Origin of the sequence: Vibrio cyclitrophicus (assembly GCF_024347435.1) — a bacterium.
Classification (GTDB): domain Bacteria; phylum Pseudomonadota; class Gammaproteobacteria; order Enterobacterales; family Vibrionaceae; genus Vibrio; species Vibrio cyclitrophicus.
In genome coordinates, this window is sequence record NZ_AP025480.1 from 3,371,720 (window position 1) to 3,393,139 (window position 21,420).

19 protein-coding genes are annotated in these 21,420 nt (G+C 46.2%); 15 read left to right on the forward strand and 4 right to left on the reverse strand.

All coding sequences use genetic code 11. From position 1 onward, the window contains the following. Position 1: 1 nt before the first annotated feature. The 4 genes from rsmB to OCW38_RS14860 all read left to right on the forward strand — a co-directional run bounded on the left by rsmB (position 2) and on the right by OCW38_RS14860 (position 4,927). Positions 2–1,282: a 16S rRNA (cytosine(967)-C(5))-methyltransferase RsmB gene (rsmB, locus tag OCW38_RS14845; RefSeq protein ID WP_016784119.1), complete on the forward strand. Its 1,281-nt coding sequence runs from the start codon at positions 2–4 to the stop codon at positions 1,280–1,282. A gap of 109 nt (positions 1,283–1,391) precedes the next feature. Next, positions 1,392–2,768 (forward strand): Trk system potassium transporter TrkA, encoded by a 1,377-nt coding sequence (gene trkA, locus OCW38_RS14850; protein ID WP_010433327.1) that lies wholly within the window; start codon positions 1,392–1,394, stop codon positions 2,766–2,768. A gap of 96 nt (positions 2,769–2,864) precedes the next feature. Continuing rightward, a complete protein-coding gene (locus tag OCW38_RS14855) occupies positions 2,865–4,310 on the forward strand; it encodes a TrkH family potassium uptake protein (protein WP_261894698.1) in 1,446 nt (481 codons plus the stop codon). A 26-nt stretch (positions 4,311–4,336) separates the two neighbouring features. Then, entirely contained in the window at positions 4,337–4,927 is a 591-nt protein-coding gene (locus OCW38_RS14860) for a DUF3157 family protein (protein WP_016784120.1), read from the forward strand. On the opposite strand, the gene trhA is transcribed toward OCW38_RS14860, so the two are convergent. Beyond that, positions 4,924–5,577: a PAQR family membrane homeostasis protein TrhA gene (trhA, locus tag OCW38_RS14865; RefSeq protein ID WP_016784121.1), complete on the reverse strand. Its 654-nt coding sequence runs from the start codon at positions 5,575–5,577 to the stop codon at positions 4,924–4,926. The genes OCW38_RS14860 and trhA overlap by 4 nt on opposite strands. A 123-nt stretch (positions 5,578–5,700) precedes the next feature. Then, complete coding sequence (locus tag OCW38_RS14870) at positions 5,701–6,492, reverse strand: sporulation protein (RefSeq protein ID WP_010433315.1); 792 nt, start codon at positions 6,490–6,492, stop codon at positions 5,701–5,703. Positions 6,493–6,775: 283 nt separating this feature from the next. On the opposite strand from OCW38_RS14870, the gene OCW38_RS14875 reads away from it, so the two are divergent. The 6 genes from OCW38_RS14875 to OCW38_RS14900 all read left to right on the forward strand — a co-directional run bounded on the left by OCW38_RS14875 (position 6,776) and on the right by OCW38_RS14900 (position 11,892). Next, complete coding sequence (locus OCW38_RS14875; protein WP_010433312.1) at positions 6,776–6,943, forward strand: hypothetical protein; 168 nt, start codon at positions 6,776–6,778, stop codon at positions 6,941–6,943. Between the two features lie 130 nt (positions 6,944–7,073). Next, positions 7,074–7,337, forward strand: coding sequence for a YihD family protein (locus OCW38_RS14880; protein WP_010433308.1), 264 nt, complete (start codon positions 7,074–7,076; stop codon positions 7,335–7,337). Between the two features lie 327 nt (positions 7,338–7,664). Beyond that, a complete protein-coding gene (ccoG, locus tag OCW38_RS14885) occupies positions 7,665–9,083 on the forward strand; it encodes a cytochrome c oxidase accessory protein CcoG (RefSeq protein ID WP_016767534.1) in 1,419 nt (472 codons plus the stop codon). Between the two features lie 74 nt (positions 9,084–9,157). After that, positions 9,158–10,144, forward strand: coding sequence for a serine/threonine protein kinase (locus OCW38_RS14890; RefSeq protein WP_010433301.1), 987 nt, complete (start codon positions 9,158–9,160; stop codon positions 10,142–10,144). 55 nt (positions 10,145–10,199) lie between these two features. Continuing rightward, positions 10,200–10,799, forward strand: coding sequence for a thiol:disulfide interchange protein DsbA/DsbL (locus OCW38_RS14895; protein WP_010433299.1), 600 nt, complete (start codon positions 10,200–10,202; stop codon positions 10,797–10,799). A 139-nt stretch (positions 10,800–10,938) separates the two neighbouring features. Further along, positions 10,939–11,892 carry a DUF2860 domain-containing protein gene (locus tag OCW38_RS14900; protein WP_065100099.1) on the forward strand — a complete coding sequence of 318 codons (954 nt, stop codon included), beginning with the start codon at positions 10,939–10,941 and terminating at the stop codon, positions 11,890–11,892. Positions 11,893–12,019: 127 nt separating this feature from the next. On the opposite strand, the gene OCW38_RS14905 is transcribed toward OCW38_RS14900, so the two are convergent. Continuing rightward, on the reverse strand, positions 12,020–13,543 hold the full coding sequence (locus tag OCW38_RS14905; RefSeq protein ID WP_261894703.1) for a YifB family Mg chelatase-like AAA ATPase: 1,524 nt from the start codon (positions 13,541–13,543) through the stop codon (positions 12,020–12,022). Positions 13,544–14,014: 471 nt separating this feature from the next. Between OCW38_RS14905 and ilvG the strand changes: the two genes are divergently transcribed. From ilvG to ilvA, 5 genes are read left to right on the forward strand one after another with little or no spacing between them, the layout of a single operon-like run. Then, on the forward strand, positions 14,015–15,661 hold the full coding sequence (ilvG, locus tag OCW38_RS14910; protein ID WP_261894705.1) for an acetolactate synthase 2 catalytic subunit: 1,647 nt from the start codon (positions 14,015–14,017) through the stop codon (positions 15,659–15,661). Position 15,662: 1 nt separating this feature from the next. Then, positions 15,663–15,947 (forward strand): acetolactate synthase 2 small subunit, encoded by a 285-nt coding sequence (gene ilvM, locus OCW38_RS14915; protein WP_010433257.1) that lies wholly within the window; start codon positions 15,663–15,665, stop codon positions 15,945–15,947. A gap of 12 nt (positions 15,948–15,959) precedes the next feature. Continuing rightward, entirely contained in the window at positions 15,960–16,928 is a 969-nt protein-coding gene (locus OCW38_RS14920) for a branched-chain amino acid transaminase (RefSeq protein WP_010433254.1), read from the forward strand. A gap of 33 nt (positions 16,929–16,961) precedes the next feature. Continuing rightward, positions 16,962–18,803, forward strand: coding sequence for a dihydroxy-acid dehydratase (gene ilvD / locus OCW38_RS14925; RefSeq protein ID WP_261894708.1), 1,842 nt, complete (start codon positions 16,962–16,964; stop codon positions 18,801–18,803). Positions 18,804–18,805: 2 nt separating this feature from the next. After that, positions 18,806–20,350, forward strand: coding sequence for a threonine ammonia-lyase, biosynthetic (gene ilvA / locus OCW38_RS14930; RefSeq protein ID WP_010433249.1), 1,545 nt, complete (start codon positions 18,806–18,808; stop codon positions 20,348–20,350). Positions 20,351–20,449: 99 nt separating this feature from the next. On the opposite strand, the gene punR is transcribed toward ilvA, so the two are convergent. Then, on the reverse strand, positions 20,450–21,364 hold the full coding sequence (punR, locus tag OCW38_RS14935; RefSeq protein ID WP_065100098.1) for a DNA-binding transcriptional activator PunR: 915 nt from the start codon (positions 21,362–21,364) through the stop codon (positions 20,450–20,452). Positions 21,365–21,420: the final 56 nt, after the last annotated feature.

Genomic DNA, 21,420 nt, shown 5'->3' on the forward strand with positions numbered 1-21,420 from the left:
CATGAATGTTCGCGCTGCTGCTGCAAATGTCCTATTCCAAGTTGTCGATAAAGGCCACTCTCTTTCACACGCTCTCCCTGCGGCTCAAAAAACGATCCGTCCGCGAGACCATGCTCTACTGCAAGAGATTTGCTACGGCGCACTTCGTTACCTGCCTCGCTTGGAGTCAATCGCTAACGAACTGATGGAAAACTCGCTTAAAGGTAAAAAGCGCGTATTCCACCACCTGATCTTAGTAGGCATTTACCAGTTGAGCTTTATGCGCATCCCTTCGCATGCTGCCGTTGCTGAAACAGTTGAAGCAACCAAAACGCTGCGCGGCCCAAGCCTGAGTGGTTTGATCAACGCAGTACTTCGCAGCTACCTGCGCGATCAAGAAGAGCTAGATGAAAAAGCAGTTAGCCACAATGCGGGCAAATACAGCCATCCAAGCTGGATTCTAAAAATGCTTCAAGAAAGCTACCCAGATCAGTGGGAGCAACTGATTGAAGCAAACAACAGCAAAGCACCAATGTGGCTGCGCGTAAACCGTCAACACCACACTCGTGACGAGTATGTTGAACTGCTTAAAAACGAAAACATTGAATACACACTGCACCCAGAAGCGGCTGATGCCATAAAATTAGCGTCACCTTGTGATGTTACTTTGCTTCCGGGTTTCGACAGAGGTTGGGTATCTGTACAAGATGCTGCAGCTCAACTTTCTGTTGATTACCTAACACCCAAAGATGGTGAGCTAATCCTAGACTGTTGTGCAGCGCCAGGTGGTAAAACTGCGCACATTCTTGAACATACTCAAGACACTGAAGTGGTTGCGATTGACAGTGATATTAAACGCCTAGACCGTGTTTACGATAACCTTGAACGCCTACAACTGCGTGCCGACGTAATCTGTGGCGATGCTCGCTACCCTGAAGAGTGGTGGATGGGTGATAAGTTCGACCGTATCCTGCTTGATGCTCCTTGTTCAGCGACTGGCGTAATTCGTCGTCACCCTGACATCAAGTGGCTACGTCGTGCATCTGATATTGATGCACTAGCAGAGCTGCAAAGCGAGATCATGGATGCAATGTGGCGTCAGCTGAAAGAAGGCGGCACCATGGTTTATGCGACATGTTCTATCACGCCGCAAGAAAACGTGCTGCAAGTGAAAGCATTCCTTGAGCGTACCGAGAACGCAACGCTTGTTGGGTCTGATATCGAAAATCCAGGTCGTCAAATACTGCCTGGAGAAGAAGATATGGATGGCTTCTACTACGCAGTTCTAGTAAAACAGGCATAACAACTAACAGCGGCTAAGAATTTATTTCTTAGCCGCTGTTTCTTTCTAGTGCATTATCAAAACAAAGTGAGATCACTAGAATTACGACGGTAAAGAAAAGAGACAGGCTATGAAGATCATTATCCTAGGTGCAGGCCAAGTTGGCGGTACCCTTGCTGAAAACCTGGTTGGTGAAAACAACGACATCACTATTGTCGACCGTAATACTGACCGACTTCGTGAACTTCAGGATAAATACGACCTTAGGGTTGTAAACGGTTATGCCAGCCACCCGAACACACTACGTGAAGCGGGCGCGCAAGATGCCGACATGTTGGTTGCCGTAACCAACATGGATGAAACCAACATGGCTGCGTGTCAGGTTGCCTTTTCTCTTTTCAACACACCAAACCGAATTGCCCGCATTCGCTCTCCTCAATACCTAGAAGAGAAAGAAGCGCTATTCAAGTCTGGTGCTATCCCAGTCGATCACCTGATCGCACCCGAAGAGCTAGTGACCAGCTATATCGAGCGCCTGATTCAATACCCAGGCGCATTGCAGGTTGTGAGCTTTGCTGAACAGAAAGTTAGCCTCGTCGCAGTAAAAGCCTACTACGGTGGTCCACTGGTCGGTAACGCCCTATCTGCTTTGCGTGAGCACATGCCGCACATCGATACTCGTGTTGCTGCTATTTTCCGTCAAGGCCGCCCTATTCGCCCGCAAGGCACTACCATCATTGAAGCAGACGATGAGGTTTTCTTCGTGGCCGCGAGTAACCATATCCGCTCAGTAATGAGTGAACTGCAACGCCTAGAGAAGCCATACCGCCGCATCATGATTGTCGGAGGTGGTAACATTGGTGCAAGCTTGGCGAAACGCCTTGAGCAGAGCTACAGCATCAAGCTTATCGAACGTAGTTACACTCGTGCTGAGAAGCTATCTGAAGAATTAGAAAACACCATCGTATTCTGTGGTGATGCCGCCGACCAAGAACTGCTAACCGAAGAGAACATCGATCAGGTGGATGTGTTCATTGCCCTAACCAATGAAGATGAAACCAACATCATGTCCGCTATGCTGGCTAAGCGAATGGGTGCCAAGAAGGTAATGGTACTGATTCAGCGTGGTGCTTACGTCGACCTTGTTCAGGGTGGTGTGATTGATATTGCGATATCGCCACAACAAGCGACCATTTCTGCGTTGCTTACTCACGTTCGTCGTGCTGATATTGTAAACGTATCCTCTCTACGTCGTGGCGCTGCAGAGGCGATCGAAGCCATTGCTCACGGTGACGAAACCACATCGAAAGTCGTTGGCCGAGCGATTGGCGACATCAAACTGCCACCGGGCACCACTATTGGTGCAATTGTTCGCGGAGAAGAGGTTCTTATTGCGCACGATAGAACCGTAATTGAACAAGATGACCACGTTGTGATGTTCCTAGTGGACAAGAAATACGTACCTGATGTTGAGTCTCTATTCCAACCGAGCCCATTCTTCTTATAGCCTTGTTCTCGTAAGCTTCTTCTCGCAACTTTCTTTTTGTGAGAACGACGCTCCGGCACAAAGCTGTAATCTATTTAAGCTATGGTCTATTAAGCTATGGTCAACTTTCGTCCGATATTATTAGTGATAGGGTTAGTGTTATCAAAACTCGCCCTTTTCATGTACATCCCTACATTGGTTGCCTTTTTTACTGGCACCGGTGGCTTCCTCGAGTTTGGTCAATCGGTAGTGATCACGCACATTGTGGCGTTCATCTGCTTAAGCTTAGGCCGTTCAGCTAATTTCCGACTTGGGGTGCGAGACATGTTCCTGATCACCTCTTTGGTCTGGACTATTGCCAGCGCCTTCGCTGCACTACCCTTTGTCTTCATCAACCACATCAGCTTCACTGATGCCTATTTTGAAACCATGTCGGGTATCACCACGACAGGATCAACCGTATTAAGCGGCTTAGACAGCATGGCACCAAGCATTCTATTATGGCGATCTATATTGCAGTGGCTTGGTGGTGTTGGGTTCATCGTAATGGCAGTAGCGGTTCTACCAATGCTTAACGTCGGTGGTATGCGCTTGTTCCAAACTGAGTCTTCCGATTGGTCAGATAAAAGCAGCCCGAGAGCAAAAACCGTCGCCAAGAACATCGTGGCGGTCTATTTGGTATTAACAGGCCTATGCTTGGTGAGCTACCTATTTGCGGGCATGAGTGTGTTTGATGCCATCAACCACTCATTTACCACGCTATCTACAGGCGGTTACTCAACCTCAGACGGTTCTATGAACCACTTCTCGAACAGCGCTCACTGGGTGGGTACTGTATTCATGTTCTTAGGTGGCTTACCGTTTTTACTCTTTGTCAGTGCGCTGCGCGGTAGAAAGCTCTCTATCCTCTACAAAGATGCCCAAGTGAGAGGCTTCGCTTACCTATTCTTAGTCACCAGTGCTGTGATATCCACATGGCTGGTGGTCAGAGATGGCTACACGGTATTGGATGCGATGCGTGTTTCGATGTTTAACATTGTGTCAATCGTCACCACAACTGGTTTTGGCTTAGAAGACTTCACCGCGTGGGGCGCTTTGCCTACCACGCTGTTTGCCTTTTTAATGATGGCGGGCGCGTGCTCAGGTTCAACCTCTGGCGGTATCAAAATCTTCCGCTTCCAAATTGCAATGACCATGCTCCATAAACAAATGATGAAACTGATTCATCCATCGGGCGTGTTTGTTCAACGCTATAATCAACGACCAGTCAGTGACGACATCGTACGTTCACTCGTTGCATTTGGTCTGATGTTCTTTATCACGATTATCTTAATTGCCGGTGGGCTGAGTGCGATGGGACTTGATCCTGTAACCAGTATATCCGGTGCTATCACAGCCGTTGCCAATGTTGGTCCAGGAATGGGCAGCGTGATCGGTCCAACCGGAAACTTTGCTCCACTGCCTGACGCCGCAAAATGGCTATTAAGTTTAGGAATGCTGATGGGGCGACTCGAGATACTGACGCTCATCGTTCTATTTTTCCCAGCCTTTTGGCGACGCTAACCAAGCACAAAATCAAGGAAACACAGATGAAATCATACGTACTTCTCGCTGGCGCATTGCTCGCAAATTCAGTATTCGTAAGTGCTGCCTTTGCGGATCAAATGGTCACACTACCTGATGGCAAACAAGTGTTACTCAAAGATGATTATACTTGGCAATATGTGGCACCGAAGCAAACGGAAGCAGCAGCGACAACATCAGAGATCGCCGTCCCTGTTGCAGCAGCACCTGTCGTAGCCGTCCCGGTAGCGACGAATACTCGTGGCACAACGGTTGTGGTTAATAGTAAAAAACCAAGCTTACAGCTGTCTCAATCAGGAGTGGATGTTGTACTGGGTGCAAGTCGCTATGAAAATGGTGAGCTTATTATTCCGACTGCCATCACCAACCAAGGCACTCAAGCTGTCATTTTGGTATCACTTAACATCAGCGTATTTACTGTAGAAGGCGAGTTGTTGGCAGAAGAAAAAGTTGCAGTGTGGAAATCAATCAAACGAATGGCCGATACATATTTGCGACCAAAGACAGGTGAGGAAGGCAAGCTAATCAAGCTCGACCTAGAACAACACCCTGAATATCAGATCAAAGCTGAAATTACTGAAGTACTAGCTCGCTAAACTGGAGTCACGTACAAGTAAATAGCGAAGAAATGGCAAGCGCAGCCCGCCAAAACAAACAAGTGCCAGATGGCATGATTGTAAGGGATGCGTTTTGCCACATAGAAAATCACCCCCAAAGAGTAGATCACACCGCCAAGCGCTAATAATACCAAACCGCCCATCTCGATATTCATCGCTAGTTGATACACCACTATCAACGACAACCAACCCATCGCTAAATATGTCACCAATGACAAGCGCTTAAATCGATAGACAAAAGCAATCTTCATTATAATTCCGACCAACGCGATACCCCAGATTACCGCCATCAACCCCATTGCTAATGGTGTTCTTAAGCTCACTAACAAGAATGGCGTATAACTGCCAGCAATCAGTAAATAAATCGCGCAGTGATCAAGAGTTTTGAGTAAGCGCTTGGTTTTCTCAGTGGTGATCGAGTGGTACAACGTGGAAGCAAGAAAGAGCAGAATAATACTGCTGCCATACACCGCCATACTGGCAACAGTAAGCATGTCGGCTTGGTAATCAAAAGCACGAATCAGCAATAGGACCAGGCCTACCACACCAAGTACAACGCCCAAACCATGGGTTATCGCATTAGCGCGTTCTTCAATATCACTGTATTCGCTAGCCGATGATGCAGACATGGTTATCCTACTAGAGTAAATGTTCGATTTGCCTAGTATTACACATTAAGCTTACACGTGTAAGCTTAAATTATTATGACGTAAATGCTGCTAAGTATGTGTGACCGAATCGCTCCTCAGACACTAAGAAGCGTTGTCTAAATACTCAAGCACCATTTTGCCCGCATCTTCTGGTGAGGTATCCAATGGCACACTCAACTGACGCTGCAGCTGACCAATGCCTAGCAAGCTAGCCAACATACCTTTTGCACCATCGCGATTGCGGTCTATCTCAAACCACAGCTTAAGCTCCGTATCATCACGATGAGCAACCACTTCCAGCTCACGCCAGCGGCCATGATAAGGGCCTGTGGTTGGAACAAATTCAAACTCTTGTACAAACGGTAATTCAAAGCCATCTACCGCTTCACATTCAACTTGGCGAATGCGCAGACCTTGAGCTTCGAGTTCGTTAAAAATGCCATCAAGTAGCGCATCAGGACGAACCGTTAAAATATCCTTATCCGAAGGGTCAATCGCCATCGCAATATCGAGCCCGGTTTCAAGCCACACCTTTGAGTCACCAATCGTCACAGGGGTATTCAACGGCACATCAAACTCGCATTCAAAGTCACGAGTTTCTCCCGGCTGAATCACAAAGGAATACGGCAGGCTCCATTTGGCCAACGAGTATGTTTGGTGCATTCGACGTGTTTGACCGCCCTCTTGCCTTTGCGAATTAGTGGTCACTTCTTTTATGTAGCGACAACACAGGTTGAGATCGATGTTATCTATCTCCTGCGGTTGAGAGCCACCATACACATGCACAATAATGCTCGCCTTTTGCCCTGGATAAAGCACTTCCTGTTGCAATACAGAATCCACTTTGGCAGATCCAATACCAAAACTTGCTAACGTTTTCTTTAAGAACGACATATGCACCTCCTTTAAAACATCATCTTAAGCCTGAAAGAGGTTCAAACTCAAATATACTGCTCACACTATTTTAGCTCTAATATCGTCTATTTATCACTCAAGCGTCGATCGATAACTTAGATAGTGATAATCTAAGCCTTGATATGCATGCATATCATTATCCTGATTTATTATTCGGATTGGCGAAAGCCAGACGAGTGACTCTTCAAGTAATTGAAGCGGATCTCATGGTAAATCAGGCCATTAGATTGGCAATGGATATGCCTGACCGTTAGGTAAATGAATGCGCCCAACAGCTGTCAGGTTCTCGCACACCAACCGTAGTGCGATGCGTCGTCGTAGTGGCTTTGCTGCCGCTCCAATGGCTAAGAAATTGGCTCCAACAATGACTTTAGTTGAGAAGACTGCTTTATTAGCACCGACTGCAACAAAAGTAATTAAAGCCGCTTAATAAAAAGCGCAGTTTTTACTGCGCTTTTTTCTTGCCCTATCCTTTCTGAAATGTGTTTACACATTGGTATTCCCTACCTGATTTGATACCTTAAGCCACAAATCATTATAAAATTTGTGGAGAATAAAGTATGAAGTGTCATCGTATTGAAGAACTGCTTGAATTGATGGAGCCTGAGTGGCAGAAAGATCAAGAGCTTAACTTGTTAGAATTCATCATTAAACTGTCAAAAGAAGCGGGCTACGAAGGTAAACTTGAAGAACTGACAGACGACGTTCTGATCTATCACCTCAAAATGCGTAACAGTGAAAAAGATGAAATGATCCCAGGCCTGAAAAAAGACCAAGAAGATGACTTCAAAACCGCGATTTTAAAAGCGCGTGGTATCCTTTAACAGCTTAAATGCGTTAAAGCTTAATTGCCTTATCAATAAATTGCTCAATTCTAAAAAGCGACCTCTTGGTCGCTTTTTTGTTTCTGTTCGCTATTTTTTCGTCACAACTGTTATGACTTTTGTTGTTAAAGGTTGATAGCGTTAAAGAAATGAGAACAAGATTGTCGTTATAATCGCCATCCATAAGAATCTTCTAAAATAATAAGAGTGAGTGCGATAACAACAAATGCACCAAGCTCAATTTCAATAGGTTCTCTAAACCATACTTTCAAGTAATGTCGTCATGCCCTCTTTAACAGGGCAAACAAGCCACAAAAAGGATAGTCCATGAGTCAGGATAAAATCGATATCAAAGATGTGACGCCTAAAACCTTTAACCCGAAAACACATAAAGGTAATGGAGATCGATTTAACCCAAGTAACCGAATCTATGTTCGAGAAAGCAAAGGTAAATTCCAACAACTGCGCCGTTATGGCGGTTGGTTCTTACTTTTACTTTTTGCGCTTATCCCATGGATTCCATTTGGTGAGCGACAAGCGATCTTACTCGATATCGGCAGCCAGCAGTTTAACTTCTTTGGCACCACGCTGTACCCGCAAGATCTGACGCTCCTCGCCATCCTATTTATGATTGCTGCGTTCGGCTTGTTTTTTATCACAACCTTTTTAGGCCGTGTTTGGTGTGGCTACTTGTGTCCTCAGACCGTGTGGACCTTTATGTACATCTGGTTCGAAGAAAAGCTAGAAGGCGCTGCCAATAAGAGAAGAAAACAAGATTCAGGTAAACTGACAAGCAATCTAATCGTTAGAAAAATCCTCAAACACATCGCATGGTGGGCAATTGCAATCGCAACAGGACTAACCTTTGTCGGTTACTTCATCCCTATCAAAGAGTTGGTGATTGGCTTCTTTACCTTTAACTCGTCTTTCTGGCCGGTGTTTTGGGTACTGTTCTTTGCAGGCTGTACTTATGCCAATGCCGGTTGGATGCGTTCAATTGTTTGTCTGCACATGTGTCCTTACGCGCGCTTCCAATCGGCTATGTTCGATAAAGACACTTTCATCGTTGGTTACGACACAGAACGTGGTGAAAGCCGCGGCCCTCGTTCTCGCAAAGCCGATCCAAAAGAGCTTGGCCTTGGTGACTGTATTGACTGTAATTTATGCGTTCAAGTTTGCCCGACAGGTATCGATATTCGTGACGGCCTACAATACGAATGCATTAACTGCGGTGCGTGTATTGATGCCTGTGACCACACGATGGAACGTATGGGCTATGAAAAAGGCCTGATCAACTACACCACAGAACATAGACTTGAAGGTCACTCAACCAAGGTGATGCGCCCTAAACTCTTAGGCTATGGTGTAATATTGATCGTTATGCTGGGTTTATTCTTTGCACAAATCGCAAGTGTTGATCCTGCAGGCTTAAGCGTTCTGCGAGATAGAAACCAGCTATTTAGAATCAATACTCAAGGGCTTGTCGAAAATACTTACAACTTGAAAGTCATCAACAAAACTCAGCAAGAGCAAGAGTACAAACTTGATGTGAAAGGGTTACCCAATTCTATCTGGTACGGTAAGCAAACCATTACGGTCGATCCGGGCGAGGTTTTGAACCTACCTATCAGTTTGGGGGTCGACCCAGAAAAACTGAGCTCACCAGTTTCGACAATTCAGTTTATACTCTCGGATAATGAAGAGTTTACGATGGAAGTAGAAAGCCGCTTTATCAAGAAACTCTGATACCAAGCCTCTCACGGATTGGTATAACTTCCCTATAAATGGAAAAAGGCTCAGTAATGAGCCTTTTTTATTCTATGACGATGCAAGCCTTTAACTTTGATAACTTGACCCCTGACTTCATGTGGTACGCACTGGAGAGTATTGGAGTTCGAGCTGAATCTGGGCTTCTCGCCCTCAACAGCTACGAAAACCGGGTATATCAATTCACCGACGAAGACCGTAAACGCTACGTCGTTAAGTTTTATCGGCCGCAACGCTGGAGCAAAGAACAGATTCAAGAAGAGCACGACTTTACACTTGAGCTTATCGACCAAGAAATTCCAGTCGCACCGCCGATACGCATCAATGGCGAAACCCTACATGAATATCAAGGCTATCTGTTTACACTGTTTGACAGTGTTGGTGGCAGGCAGTACGAAGTCGATAACTTGAACCAACTGGAAGGGGTAGGTCGTTTCCTTGGTCGAATTCATAAGGCAAGTGCAGGCAAAACATTCCAACACCGTCCAACCATTAGCTTAGATGAATACCTATATCAGCCACGTAAGATTCTAGAGAATTCGCAGTTTATCCCGACGCACCTAGAAAACGCGTTCTTCAATGACGTTGACCTTCTGATAAAAGAGCTAGAGAACCAGTGGCCGAGCAACATTGAGAACATCCGCCTGCATGGTGACTGCCACCCAGGTAATATATTGTGGCGCGACGGACCAATGTTCGTCGATCTCGATGATTCGCGCAATGGACCAGCGGTGCAAGATCTATGGATGCTACTTAACGGCGAACGCCAAGATAAACTGATGCAACTGGATATTCTGCTAGAGAGTTATCAAGAGTTTTGTGATTTTAATACCTCACAACTGAAACTAATCGAACCACTACGCGGTCTACGTATGGTGCATTACATGGCATGGCTAGCAAAACGATGGCACGATCCTGCTTTTCCTTTGGCCTTCCCATGGTTTAATGATCCTAAATATTGGGAGCAACAAGTACTTGCTTGTAAAGAGCAAATTGCTACCCTGCAAGAACCACCACTTTCGTTAATGCCTCAGTGGTAATAATAATCGCAACATACAACTAGATAAAAATTCAAACATAATGGAGATTGGATAAATGAAAAAGCTATTCGCATTTTTCTCATTGATCATGTTGAGCCTTTCAGCTCACGCTGCGAAATTTAACGAAGGTGAACACTACAAAGTTCTCGACCTAGAAGCATCAAAAAAACCAATGGTGACAGAGTTCTTCTCTTTTTACTGCCCACACTGTAATAGCTTTGAGCCAATCATCCAGCAGCTAAAACAACAGCTACCTAAAGACGCTAAGCTACAGAAGAACCATGTTTCATTCATGGGTGGCAACATGGGCTTACCAATGAGCAAAGCTTACGCAACCATGATTGCATTGAAAGTGGAAGACAAAATGGTGCCAGTGATGTTTAACCGCATTCACAACATGAACAAGCCACCACGCGATGAAGCAGAGCTACGTCAAATTTTCTTGGACGAAGGCGTCGACGAGAAAAAATTTGATGCGGCTTACAATGGCTTTGCAGTAGATTCTATGGTTCGTCGCTTCGACAAAGCATTTAAAGATAGTGGCCTGTCAGGCGTTCCCGCTGTTGTAGTCAATAATCGCTACCTGATCGATGCTCAAGGTATTAACTCTCTCGATGAGTACTTCGAGCTGGTTAACTTCTTATTAAAGAAGTAAGTTAATGATTAAAGGAAGCTCAGGCTTCCTTTTTTTTCCTAAATCAAAAACCATCATTGAGAAATAATCAGCCTGGAAATACCGTGCTTTACTGATATTAATAACCCGTCCTAAGAACCGGTGGGCAAGGAGCCCGTAAATGAAAATAAAAATCACACTTCTCGCATTAAGCGTTGCTGCTTCGCCTGCCTTTGCCAAGCTTGCAAACGAACAAGGCTTCAGTGGTGAAATCTCTATCAATACCGGGGTGACCTCTTCCACCTCAAATTTTAATACCGATACTGATAGCACCATCTCGTCAAATAACCAGAAAGCCTCATCTGAGAGCTCATTTCTAGTCGCGCCTTTGGGCAATGTCGCTTACACCTTTGGTGAAAAATTAAATCATCAAGTGTATACGGGTACCGCTCGTGATGACGTAGCAACAGGTACTGTTGTGCTAGAGGTTGGTTATAAATACCAACTAGAGTCAGGTATGGTCATTGACGCTTCACTTCTGCCAACCATTATGTCAGGTAAAACTTGGGCGAATCCATATGCAGAAGGCGTTACTCGAAGCAAAACCGATGAAACTGGCAATGCCTTTCGTTTGAAGCTAAGCAGCATTGCAGGCTCAGCTTTCTCGCTAGACATGGCCTACGCCACCAAAGATGTAGAAGATGATTTAGTTAGAGAAGAACTCCAACGTGATGCAGAAACCTTCTACCTGAAAGGCCAATACCGCGTTCCACTCAGCCGTACCATGATGTTAGTACCATCATTGATTTACCAATCAAGCTCTGCAGATGGCAAGGCTGCCTCTTATGAACAGTTTGGCGGTGAGGTAAGTCTATTTGGTGGCATGGGTCGTCACCAATACGCGTTGACTGCGGGTTACAACCAACGATCCTACGATGCTAGCAACCCGATTTACGGCAAAACGCGTAGCGATGACAACATTAACCTGTTTGCCGCATATGAGTATGAGCAGTTCATGAACAGGGAAAACTGGTCGTTTGTTTCACTGGCGGGCTACGGTACCAGCGACTCGAATATTACCTTCTACGATGAGTCTCAATACATCGTCTCAGTAGGTCTGAACTACAAGTTCTAGTTAGGCTTCATTGCTCGCTCATAACCATTAGTTCATAACAACGAAAGCCTGCGTAAAAAGCAGGCTTTCTTGTTTTTATACCAATCGTAGTAAATAAATGACCCGTTGTTTACTACGATTGGTATTACTATACAGCTTGAGCTGTGAGTTGCTTCAACAACCGATCCATGGCTCGATAGCCAAGCGCTTCCGATAGGTGCTTCTTTTCAATCTGCTCATTACCGTCAAGGTCAGCAATGGTTCGCGCCACCTTGATGATCCGGTGGTAAGCGCGAATCGATAAGCCCAATCGGTGCAATGCCGTTTCCAGAAACTCCGCATCCTCACGTCTTAACGGGCAATACTTTTCAATTTCTCGGCTACCTAACAGTGCATTCGATTTATGATTGCGAGATAGCATCAGCTCACGAGCCTGCCTGACCCTTTGCTTTACGACTTGAGTCGTTTCACCACGGTCGCCACCTTCGGCTAACATCCCTTTGGGCAACAGGGGGATCTCTAACGACATATCGAATCGGTCCAATAACGGCCCTGATAGTCGATTGAGGTAGCGAAGGATGATTTGTGGGTTCGCTCGAGCTTGATTGCCTTCATAATAACCTGTAGGGCTTGGGTTAAGTGCACCGACTAATTGAAAGCGCGCAGGAAAACGCGTCTTACCTGCCGCACGAGAGATAATGATTTCACCCGACTCCAACGGCTCTCGCAAAGAATCGAGTACCTTGCGCTCAAACTCAGGCATCTCATCAAGAAACAATAACCCGTTATGCGCCAAAGATATCTCACCAGGGCGAGGCACCGAACCACCACCCACCAATGCTGCCATTGAGCTCGAATGATGGGGGGACCGAAAAGGTCGTTGCTTCCAGTTGTATTGATTGATCTCTTGTTGAGTTAAAGAAGCGATCGAAGCCGTTTCCATCGCTTCTTCGTTACTCATCTCAGGCAATAAATCGCGTAATCGCGAGGCCAACATCGTTTTTCCAGTTCCAGGCGGGCCGAGGAACAATAAATTATGGTTACCAGCAGCAGCGATTTCTAATGCTCGCTTGCCTTGCTGCTGGCCGATAATATCTTGTAGGTCGCGAAGCACTGAAACATCAGCCTGATGATGTTCCGTTCTATATAGACCAAGCTGAGCCTGACCACACATATCTGCACAAACCTCCAACAAGGTTTGCGCCGACTTATGTGCCCCTTTACCGACTAAAGCAGCCTGATCGCCATTGTGATGCGGTACGACTAAGCAACGCTCAACTCTGTCAGCAGCGAGTGTTGCAGGCAGTACCCCTTTCACCGAGCGCAACTCACCCGACAGCGCTAACTCACCAATAAATTCATGTTGAGCTATTTTTGATGCGGGTAACTGGTCCGACGCAACTAAAATCCCAAGCGCGATAGGCAAGTCAAACCGCCCACCTTCTTTCGGTAAATCTGCGGGAGCTAAGTTAACCGTGATTCTTTTCGATGGAAACTCAAAGCGAGAATTGATGATCGCGCTTCTCACTCGATCTTTAGATTCCTTGACCGTTGTTTCAGGTAAACCCACCAACGTAAAACCGGGCATTCCATTGCTGATATGCACCTCGACTGTCACTTCTGGAGCCTCTACACCCACACTAGCTCGACTATGAATTATCGCGAGTCCCATAACTTTCCTTTGTCTTTGATTTAAAAGTATTCGCCCTGGATATTCATTGCTCACCAAAGCGATAAGGTTGTTATATAGCGTGGTGGAATGGTGTTTTAATGTGAAAAAAGAATGACATTTTCCTTGTCATGCAGCAGATTTGTGTGATAACACTAGAGATGTAGACATTTACTTAAGACAATAAACGAGAAAACTCGAATTTTATGACATTTAACGCTCGCATTTATGCACTGATTAACCTGATTATCGTAGTCATTATTGAGACTGCGCGGGGGCGAGTGGGAAAAAAGTAACCACGAATTAGAAAAAACCCCCGCACTGAAAAGTTCGGGGGTTTTTTCTAATTTAAAGATTCGATTTTTATAATTTTATTATTTTCGGCTTTGCCGATTTACAGGAAGAATGGGAGCACAAGATGTGCAGAGACAATGGAAACAATTACCAAAATAAAGGTAATACGGAGGAATTACGATGAAAGGCGCAGAACTGGCCGTATCCGCACTCAAGCAACAAGGCATTGAGACCGTATTTGGTTACCCAGGCGGTGCCATCATGCCAATCTACGATGCTCTTTATGACGGCGGTGTTGAACATATCCTATGTCGCCATGAGCAAGGTGCAGCAATGGCTGCCATTGGTATGGCTCGTGCAACTCAAGATGTGGCTGTTTGTATGGCAACCTCAGGCCCTGGTGCGACAAACCTAGTAACCGGCCTTGCTGATGCCTTTATGGATTCCATCCCACTCGTTGCTATCACAGGTCAAGTTGCTAGCTCACACATCGGTACTGATGCATTTCAAGAAATGGATGTGATTGGCATGTCTCTGTCATGTACTAAACACAGCTACCTAGTAACCGATATTGAAGACCTCGCTCCAACACTAGCGGAAGCGTTTGTCGTAGCAAAATCAGGTCGTCCCGGCCCGGTTATTGTTGATATCGCAAAAGACGTTCAATTAGCAGAAACACCTGTCGATGTTCTTCCTGAATTTACACCACCAGCGATACCTGTTGCGACAACTGACGCGATTGAACAAGCACAACACTTCCTATCTCAAGCGACTCGTCCTGTTTTATACGTAGGTGGTGGCGTTCAACTGGCTAAAGCAACGGAATCCGTTCGCGAATTTTTACGCCTAAACCCAATGCCAGCCGTAAGCACGCTCAAAGGCTTAGGTACTATCGAGCGTGACGACCCACATTACCTTGGTATGCTTGGTATGCACGGCACCAAGGCCGCTAACCTAGTTGTTCAAGAGAGTGACCTGTTGATTGTTGTCGGTGCTCGTTTTGATGACCGAGTAACAGGCAAGCTCGATACCTTTGCTCCTCACGCAAAAGTCATTCATATCGATATCGATGCGGCTGAGTTCAGTAAATTGCGCCTGGCAGATGCACCAATTCGTGGTGACATCAACAAAATCATGCCTCAACTGGAACTGAGCCAAGACATCTCATCTTGGGTTCACCACTCTGAAGGGCTACGTACTTCGTTCAAATGGCGCTACGACCACCCAGGCGATCTTATCTTTGCTCCACTACTGCTCAAGCAACTATCTGACATGATGCCTTCAAGCTCTATAGTTTCGACAGATGTAGGCCAACATCAGATGTGGGCAGCTCAGCATATTCAACCACGCGATCCACAAAACTTCATCACCTCTGCTGGATTGGGCACCATGGGCTTTGGTTTACCAGCAGCAATGGGTGCATCGGTTGGTCGTCCTGATGACCAATCTATTCTTATCTCTGGTGACGGTTCATTCATGATGAACGTACAAGAACTTGGCACGTTAAAACGTCGTCAAATCCCAGTGAAGATGGTACTGCTTAATAACTCTCGCTTAGGCATGGTTCGCCAATGGCAATCTCTGTTCTTTGATGGCCGCCATAGTGAAACCATCTTGGATGACAACCCAGATTTCGTGATGCTGGCAAAAGCATTCGATATCCCGGGCAAAACCATCACACGTAAAGAAGAAGTAGAACCTGCATTAAAAGAGATGCTTGAGAGCAAAACCGCTTACCTACTTCATGTTCTTATCGATGAAGAAGAAAACGTATGGCCACTAGTACCGCCAGGTGCTTCAAACAGCGAAATGTTGGAGAACACATAACATGAAAAGATACTTACTAGACATCAAAGCCGATGATAAACCAGTACTACTAGAACGTGTTCTTCGTGTTATCCGTCACCGTGGTTTCATCGTTAAACAAGTGGCAGGAACCCAAAACCAAGAAAGCAAAGTGGCAAGCGTTGAGATCATTGTTGACAGTGACCGTCCGATTTCATTCTTGGTTAATCAAATAGAAAAGCTGTGGGATGTGCGTACCGTTGACGTTATCTCTATCAGCCGTAATGAATTGCCAAACAACAACTTACAACAAAAGATAAGCGCATAAGGAACCGCAAACATGACAGCTAAAACAGCAGACTATATTTGGTTTAACGGTGAAATGGTTCCTTGGGCAGAGGCGAACGTTCACGTTCTTACTCACGCAATGCACTACGGTACTTCTGTATTTGAAGGCGTTCGTTGCTATAACACGCCAAAGGGTCCGGTTATCTTCCGTCACCCAGAGCATGCAAGACGCCTAAAAGACTCAGCGAAAATCTACCGCTTCCCAATTCCTTTTACTGAGGAAGAAATAATGGAAGCGACTCGCGAAACGCTACGCCAAAATAAGCTAGAGTCAGCGTACATCCGCCCTCTAGGCTTTGTGGGTAACGTTGGTTTAGGTGTTTGCCCTCCTGAAAATACAGAAATGGATCTGATCATCGCCGCTTTCCCATGGGGTTCTTACCTTGGTGAAGAAGCGCTAGAAAATGGCGTAGATGCGATGATCTCAAGCTGGAACCGTGCAGCACCAAATACAATCCCAACCTCAGCAAAGGCTGGTGGTAACTACCTATCTTCATTGCTAGTTGGTGGTGAAGCGCGTCGTCATGGTTACGATGAAGGTATTGCTCTGAGTGTTGATGGTTATCTTTCAGAGGGTGCAGGCGAGAACATTTTTGTTATTCGTAACGGCATTCTCTCTACACCACCAGCAACCAGCGCGATTCTGCCGGGTATCACTCGTGACTCGATCATGACACTAGCAAAAGACATGGGTTATGAAATCCGTGAAGAGAACATTGCTCGTGAAGCCCTGTACCTTGCTGACGAAGTCTTCATGACAGGTACAGCAGCAGAAATCGTTCCGGTTCGCAGCGTAGACAAAATTACAGTAGGTGAAGGCAAACGCGGTCCTATCACTGAAAAAGTTCAAGCGGCTTACTTTGGTTTATTCAATGGCACGACTGAAGATAAGTGGGGCTGGTTAGATTATGTTTACCCAGCAGACCACGCGTCAGAAAACCAAACGCAAACAACTAAGTAAGCAACAGCCAAATATTTTATAAGGATTTAAGCAATGCCAATCTATCGTTCAGCAACGACTACCCACGGACGCAACATGGCTGGTGCGCGCGCTTTATGGCGTGCAACTGGCGTTAAAGATGATGACTTCGGTAAGCCAATCATCGCGGTTGTAAACTCGTTCACTCAATTCGTACCAGGCCACGTTCACCTTAAAGATATGGGTCAACTGGTTGCGGGTGAAATCGAGAAAGCGGGCGGTATCGCTAAAGAATTCAACACCATCGCTGTGGATGATGGTATCGCAATGGGTCACGGCGGCATGCTGTACTCACTGCCATCACGTGAGCTTATCGCAGACTCAGTAGAGTACATGGTGAATGCGCACTGTGCAGATGCGATGGTGTGTATCTCTAACTGTGACAAAATCACTCCGGGAATGATGATGGCTGCAATGCGCCTCAACATCCCTGTAATCTTTGTTTCTGGCGGCCCAATGGAAGCCGGTAAAACCAAGCTTTCAGATCAAATCATCAAGCTAGACCTTGTTGATGCGATGATTCAGGGTGCCGATCCAACCATTTCTGATGCGCAAAGTGAGCAAGTAGAACGTTCTGCATGTCCAACATGTGGCTCATGTTCAGGCATGTTCACGGCTAACTCAATGAACTGTCTGACAGAAGCGCTTGGCCTCTCTCAGCCAGGTAACGGTTCTATGCTAGCAACGCACGCTGACCGTGAAGAGCTATTCATCAATGCTGGTAAACGCATCGTTGACCTAACTAAGCGTTACTACGAGCAAGATGACGAATCAGCACTGCCACGCAACATTGCTAACCGCGCAGCCTTTGATAATGCAATGGCGCTAGATATCGCGATGGGTGGTTCAAGTAACACAGTACTTCACCTTTTAGCGGCAGCTCAAGAAGGTGAGATTGATTTTGATATGGGTGATATCGACGAGATGTCTCGCCGCGTTCCACACCTATGTAAGGTTGCTCCTTCAACACCTAAATACCACATGGAAGACGTGCACCGTGCTGGTGGCGTAATGGCTATCCTAGGTGAGCTTGATCGTGCAGGTCTATTGAACAACCAAACTCGCACCGTTCTTGGTCTAAGCATGCAAGAACAACTTGCTCAATACGACATCATGCAGACAGAAGACGAAGCCGTACTTAAATTCTTCCGCGCTGGCCCTGCGGGCATCCGTACCACCAAAGCTTTCTCACAAGATTGTCGTTGGGATCGTCTTGATGACGACCGCAAAGAAGGTTGTATTCGTACCAAAGAGAACGCATTCAGCCAAGAAGGTGGCCTAGCGGTACTTTCGGGTAATATCGCCGTTGATGGTTGTATCGTTAAAACCGCGGGTGTTGATGAAGAAAACCTTAAATTCCAAGGCCCTGCAATCGTATTCGAAAGCCAAGATACGGCAGTAGACGGTATCTTAGCGGGTAAAGTAAAAGCAGGCGAAGTGGTTGTTATTCGCTACGAAGGTCCTAAAGGTGGTCCGGGCATGCAAGAGATGCTCTACCCTACCACTTACCTAAAATCTATGGGTCTAGGTAAGTCTTGTGCACTATTAACTGACGGACGTTTCTCTGGTGGTACATCAGGTCTGTCTATCGGTCACGCCTCTCCAGAAGCCGCAAGCGGTGGTGTAATTAGTCTAGTGAACACAGGCGATATCATCACTATCGATATCCCTAGCCGCTCAATCACGCTTGATGTTCCTGAAGAAGAACTAGAAGCACGTCGTGTTAAGCAAGATGCACTAGGCTGGAAACCAGAAAACCGTCAACGTGAAGTGTCTTTCGCATTGAAAGCTTACGCAAGCATGGCAACCAGTGCTGACAAAGGCGCTGTACGTGATAAGTCTAAGTTAGAGGGCTAACTATGAGTGATGACGCCTCCAGTCCCCAGAAACAAACTGGCGCAGATTATCTGCGTCAGATCCTGAGAGCGCCAGTTTACGAAGCGGCGATTGTGACACCTCTACAGGATATGCCACGTTTAAGTGCTCGAATTGGTAACCTGGTTCAGCTAAAACGCGAAGATCGCCAACCTGTGCACTCGTTCAAGTTGCGTGGTGCCTACAACATGGTATCAAGCCTCAATGAGCAACAGAAATCCGCTGGTGTGATTGCGGCATCGGCTGGTAACCACGCTCAAGGCATGGCACTGTCGGGTTCTAAATTGGGTATTCAGACCACGATTGTGATGCCAAAAACCACACCAGACATCAAGGTTGATGCGGTACGTGGATTTGGCGGTAATGTTGTTCTGCACGGCAGTAACTTTGATGAAGCGAAAGCGGAAGCGGAACGCCTTTCGGCTAAACATGGCTACACTTTTGTTCCTCCTTTCGATCACCCATTGGTGATTGCTGGGCAAGGTACGATGGGTATGGAGATGCTGCAGCAAAACGGCCACATGGATTATATCTTTGTGCCTGTTGGTGGCGGTGGCTTAGCGGCTGGTGTTGCTGTGTTAATCAAGCAGCTGATGCCAGAGATTAAAGTCATTGCGGTTGAACCGGAAGACTCGTCTTGCTTGAAGGCAGCGCTGGATGCAGGCGAGCCTGTGGTCCTGGATCAAGTCAGCATGTTTGCAGATGGCGTTGCGGTTAAACGTATTGGCGAAGAAACCTTCCGGCTTTGCCAGCAGTACATCGATGGCCATGTTGCGGTTTCTAGTGATGAGATCTGTTCTGCGGTTAAAGACATCTTTGAAGACACCCGTGCGATTGCCGAACCTTCGGGAGCACTTGCTCTGGCTGGCTTGAAAAAGTTTGCTGAGCAGAACCAACTGCAAGGCAAGCAACTGGCGACGGTACTGTCTGGTGCTAACACCAACTTCCACGGTCTGCGCTATGTGTCTGAACGTTGTGAGTTAGGTGAGAAGCGCGAAGGTTTGCTTGCGGTGACTATCCCTGAGCGACAAGGGGCATTCCTAGAGTTCTGCAATATTATTGGCGGCCGAGCGGTGACGGAGTTTAACTACCGCCACAACGACGAAAGCCTAGCGAATATCTTCGTTGGTGTACGACTGCAAGGTGGTCAAGAAGAGCTCGAGCACATCATCAATGACCTACGTGAGGGCGGCTATCCAGTCGTCGACCTTTCTGATGATGAGATGGCAAAACTGCACATTCGCTACATGATTGGCGGCAAACCATCGAAGCCATTGAAAGAACGCCTATACAGCTTTGAGTTTCCGGAATACCCAGGTGCCTTGATTAAGTTCCTTGATACCTTAGGTACCCATTGGAACATCAGCCTGTTCAACTATCGTAACCACGGTGCCGATTATGGTCGCGTATTGTGTGGCTTCGAACTTGGCGATGATGATTTAGCTCAGTTCTCAACACATTTACGAGAGCTTGGTTATCAGTGTAAAGATGAAACCGATAACCCTTCTTACAAGTTCTTCTTGTCTTAAGAATTAAGCTATCGAACCAAAAAGAGCGAGTTTTTACTCGCTCTTTTTATTGGTGAATATTCAGCTCAAGCTTGAAAAAGATCATCTTATAAAGAGTTATTAGATCGCCTTTCGATGATCCAACCAATCTTGATGAAGTTGCTCACTCGATCCTAAGTACTTCACCATCCATTCGATCAATTTATGGTTATCGTCTTTTCGCCACACCAAACAGCAATGACTCTGCGGGCTTGGTTCTGGCAGTATTTTCTCCACCAGCAAGCCTTGCTCGATAATAGGCGCGGCAATGTGCCTTGGCATGTAACCTACACCAACGCCATTTTTTAGACATTCAATCGCACTATACCAGTTAGGTAACAACAGTCGCCTTTGATTCGAAAAGTGTCCTGTGTGTCGCTTAGGCAGTACACTAGAAGTATCATCCAAACATATTGCTGGGTATTGGCTAACAAACGCTTCATTAAGGTTTTGCTCACGGACGCATGGGTGACTTGGCGACATCACAAATGCCCAATCTAAACGCCCCATATCCTTTACTTCGAAGTCGCCACCGACCGGAATCGCCGAAGTGGCTCCAATGACGACATCCGCCCTGCCCTGTGCAATGGCTTCCCAAGAACCATTAAACACTTCCATGTTGATCTGCAGCTCAGCGAACTCAAAGGTTTGATAAAACTCTTCAATCATCGGCTTCATCTTATCGAGCTTAACCACGTTATCGAGCGTTAGGCGCAAGGTTTTCTTCCAACCACGTGCCGCTCGGCGAGTCTGGGCACTGATCTCCTCCATCTGTCTCAGTAGCGCACGTGCCTCTTCAATGAACAACTCACCTGCTGGTGTCAGCTCTACCTTTCTCGGTAAACGTCTGAAAAGTAGAACATCCAGTTCTTGCTCGACTTGCCGAACACCATAGCTGATCGCTGATGGTACTTTGTGTAATTGCTCTGCAGCCGCAGTAAAACTGCCTAAGCGAGCAACCGTATCGAGCATTTCTAAAGAGGATTTAGAGAACATAAGCCTTCAAATTTTTTGATTGATAACCATATATTTTAGCGTTTTATTTTATCAGT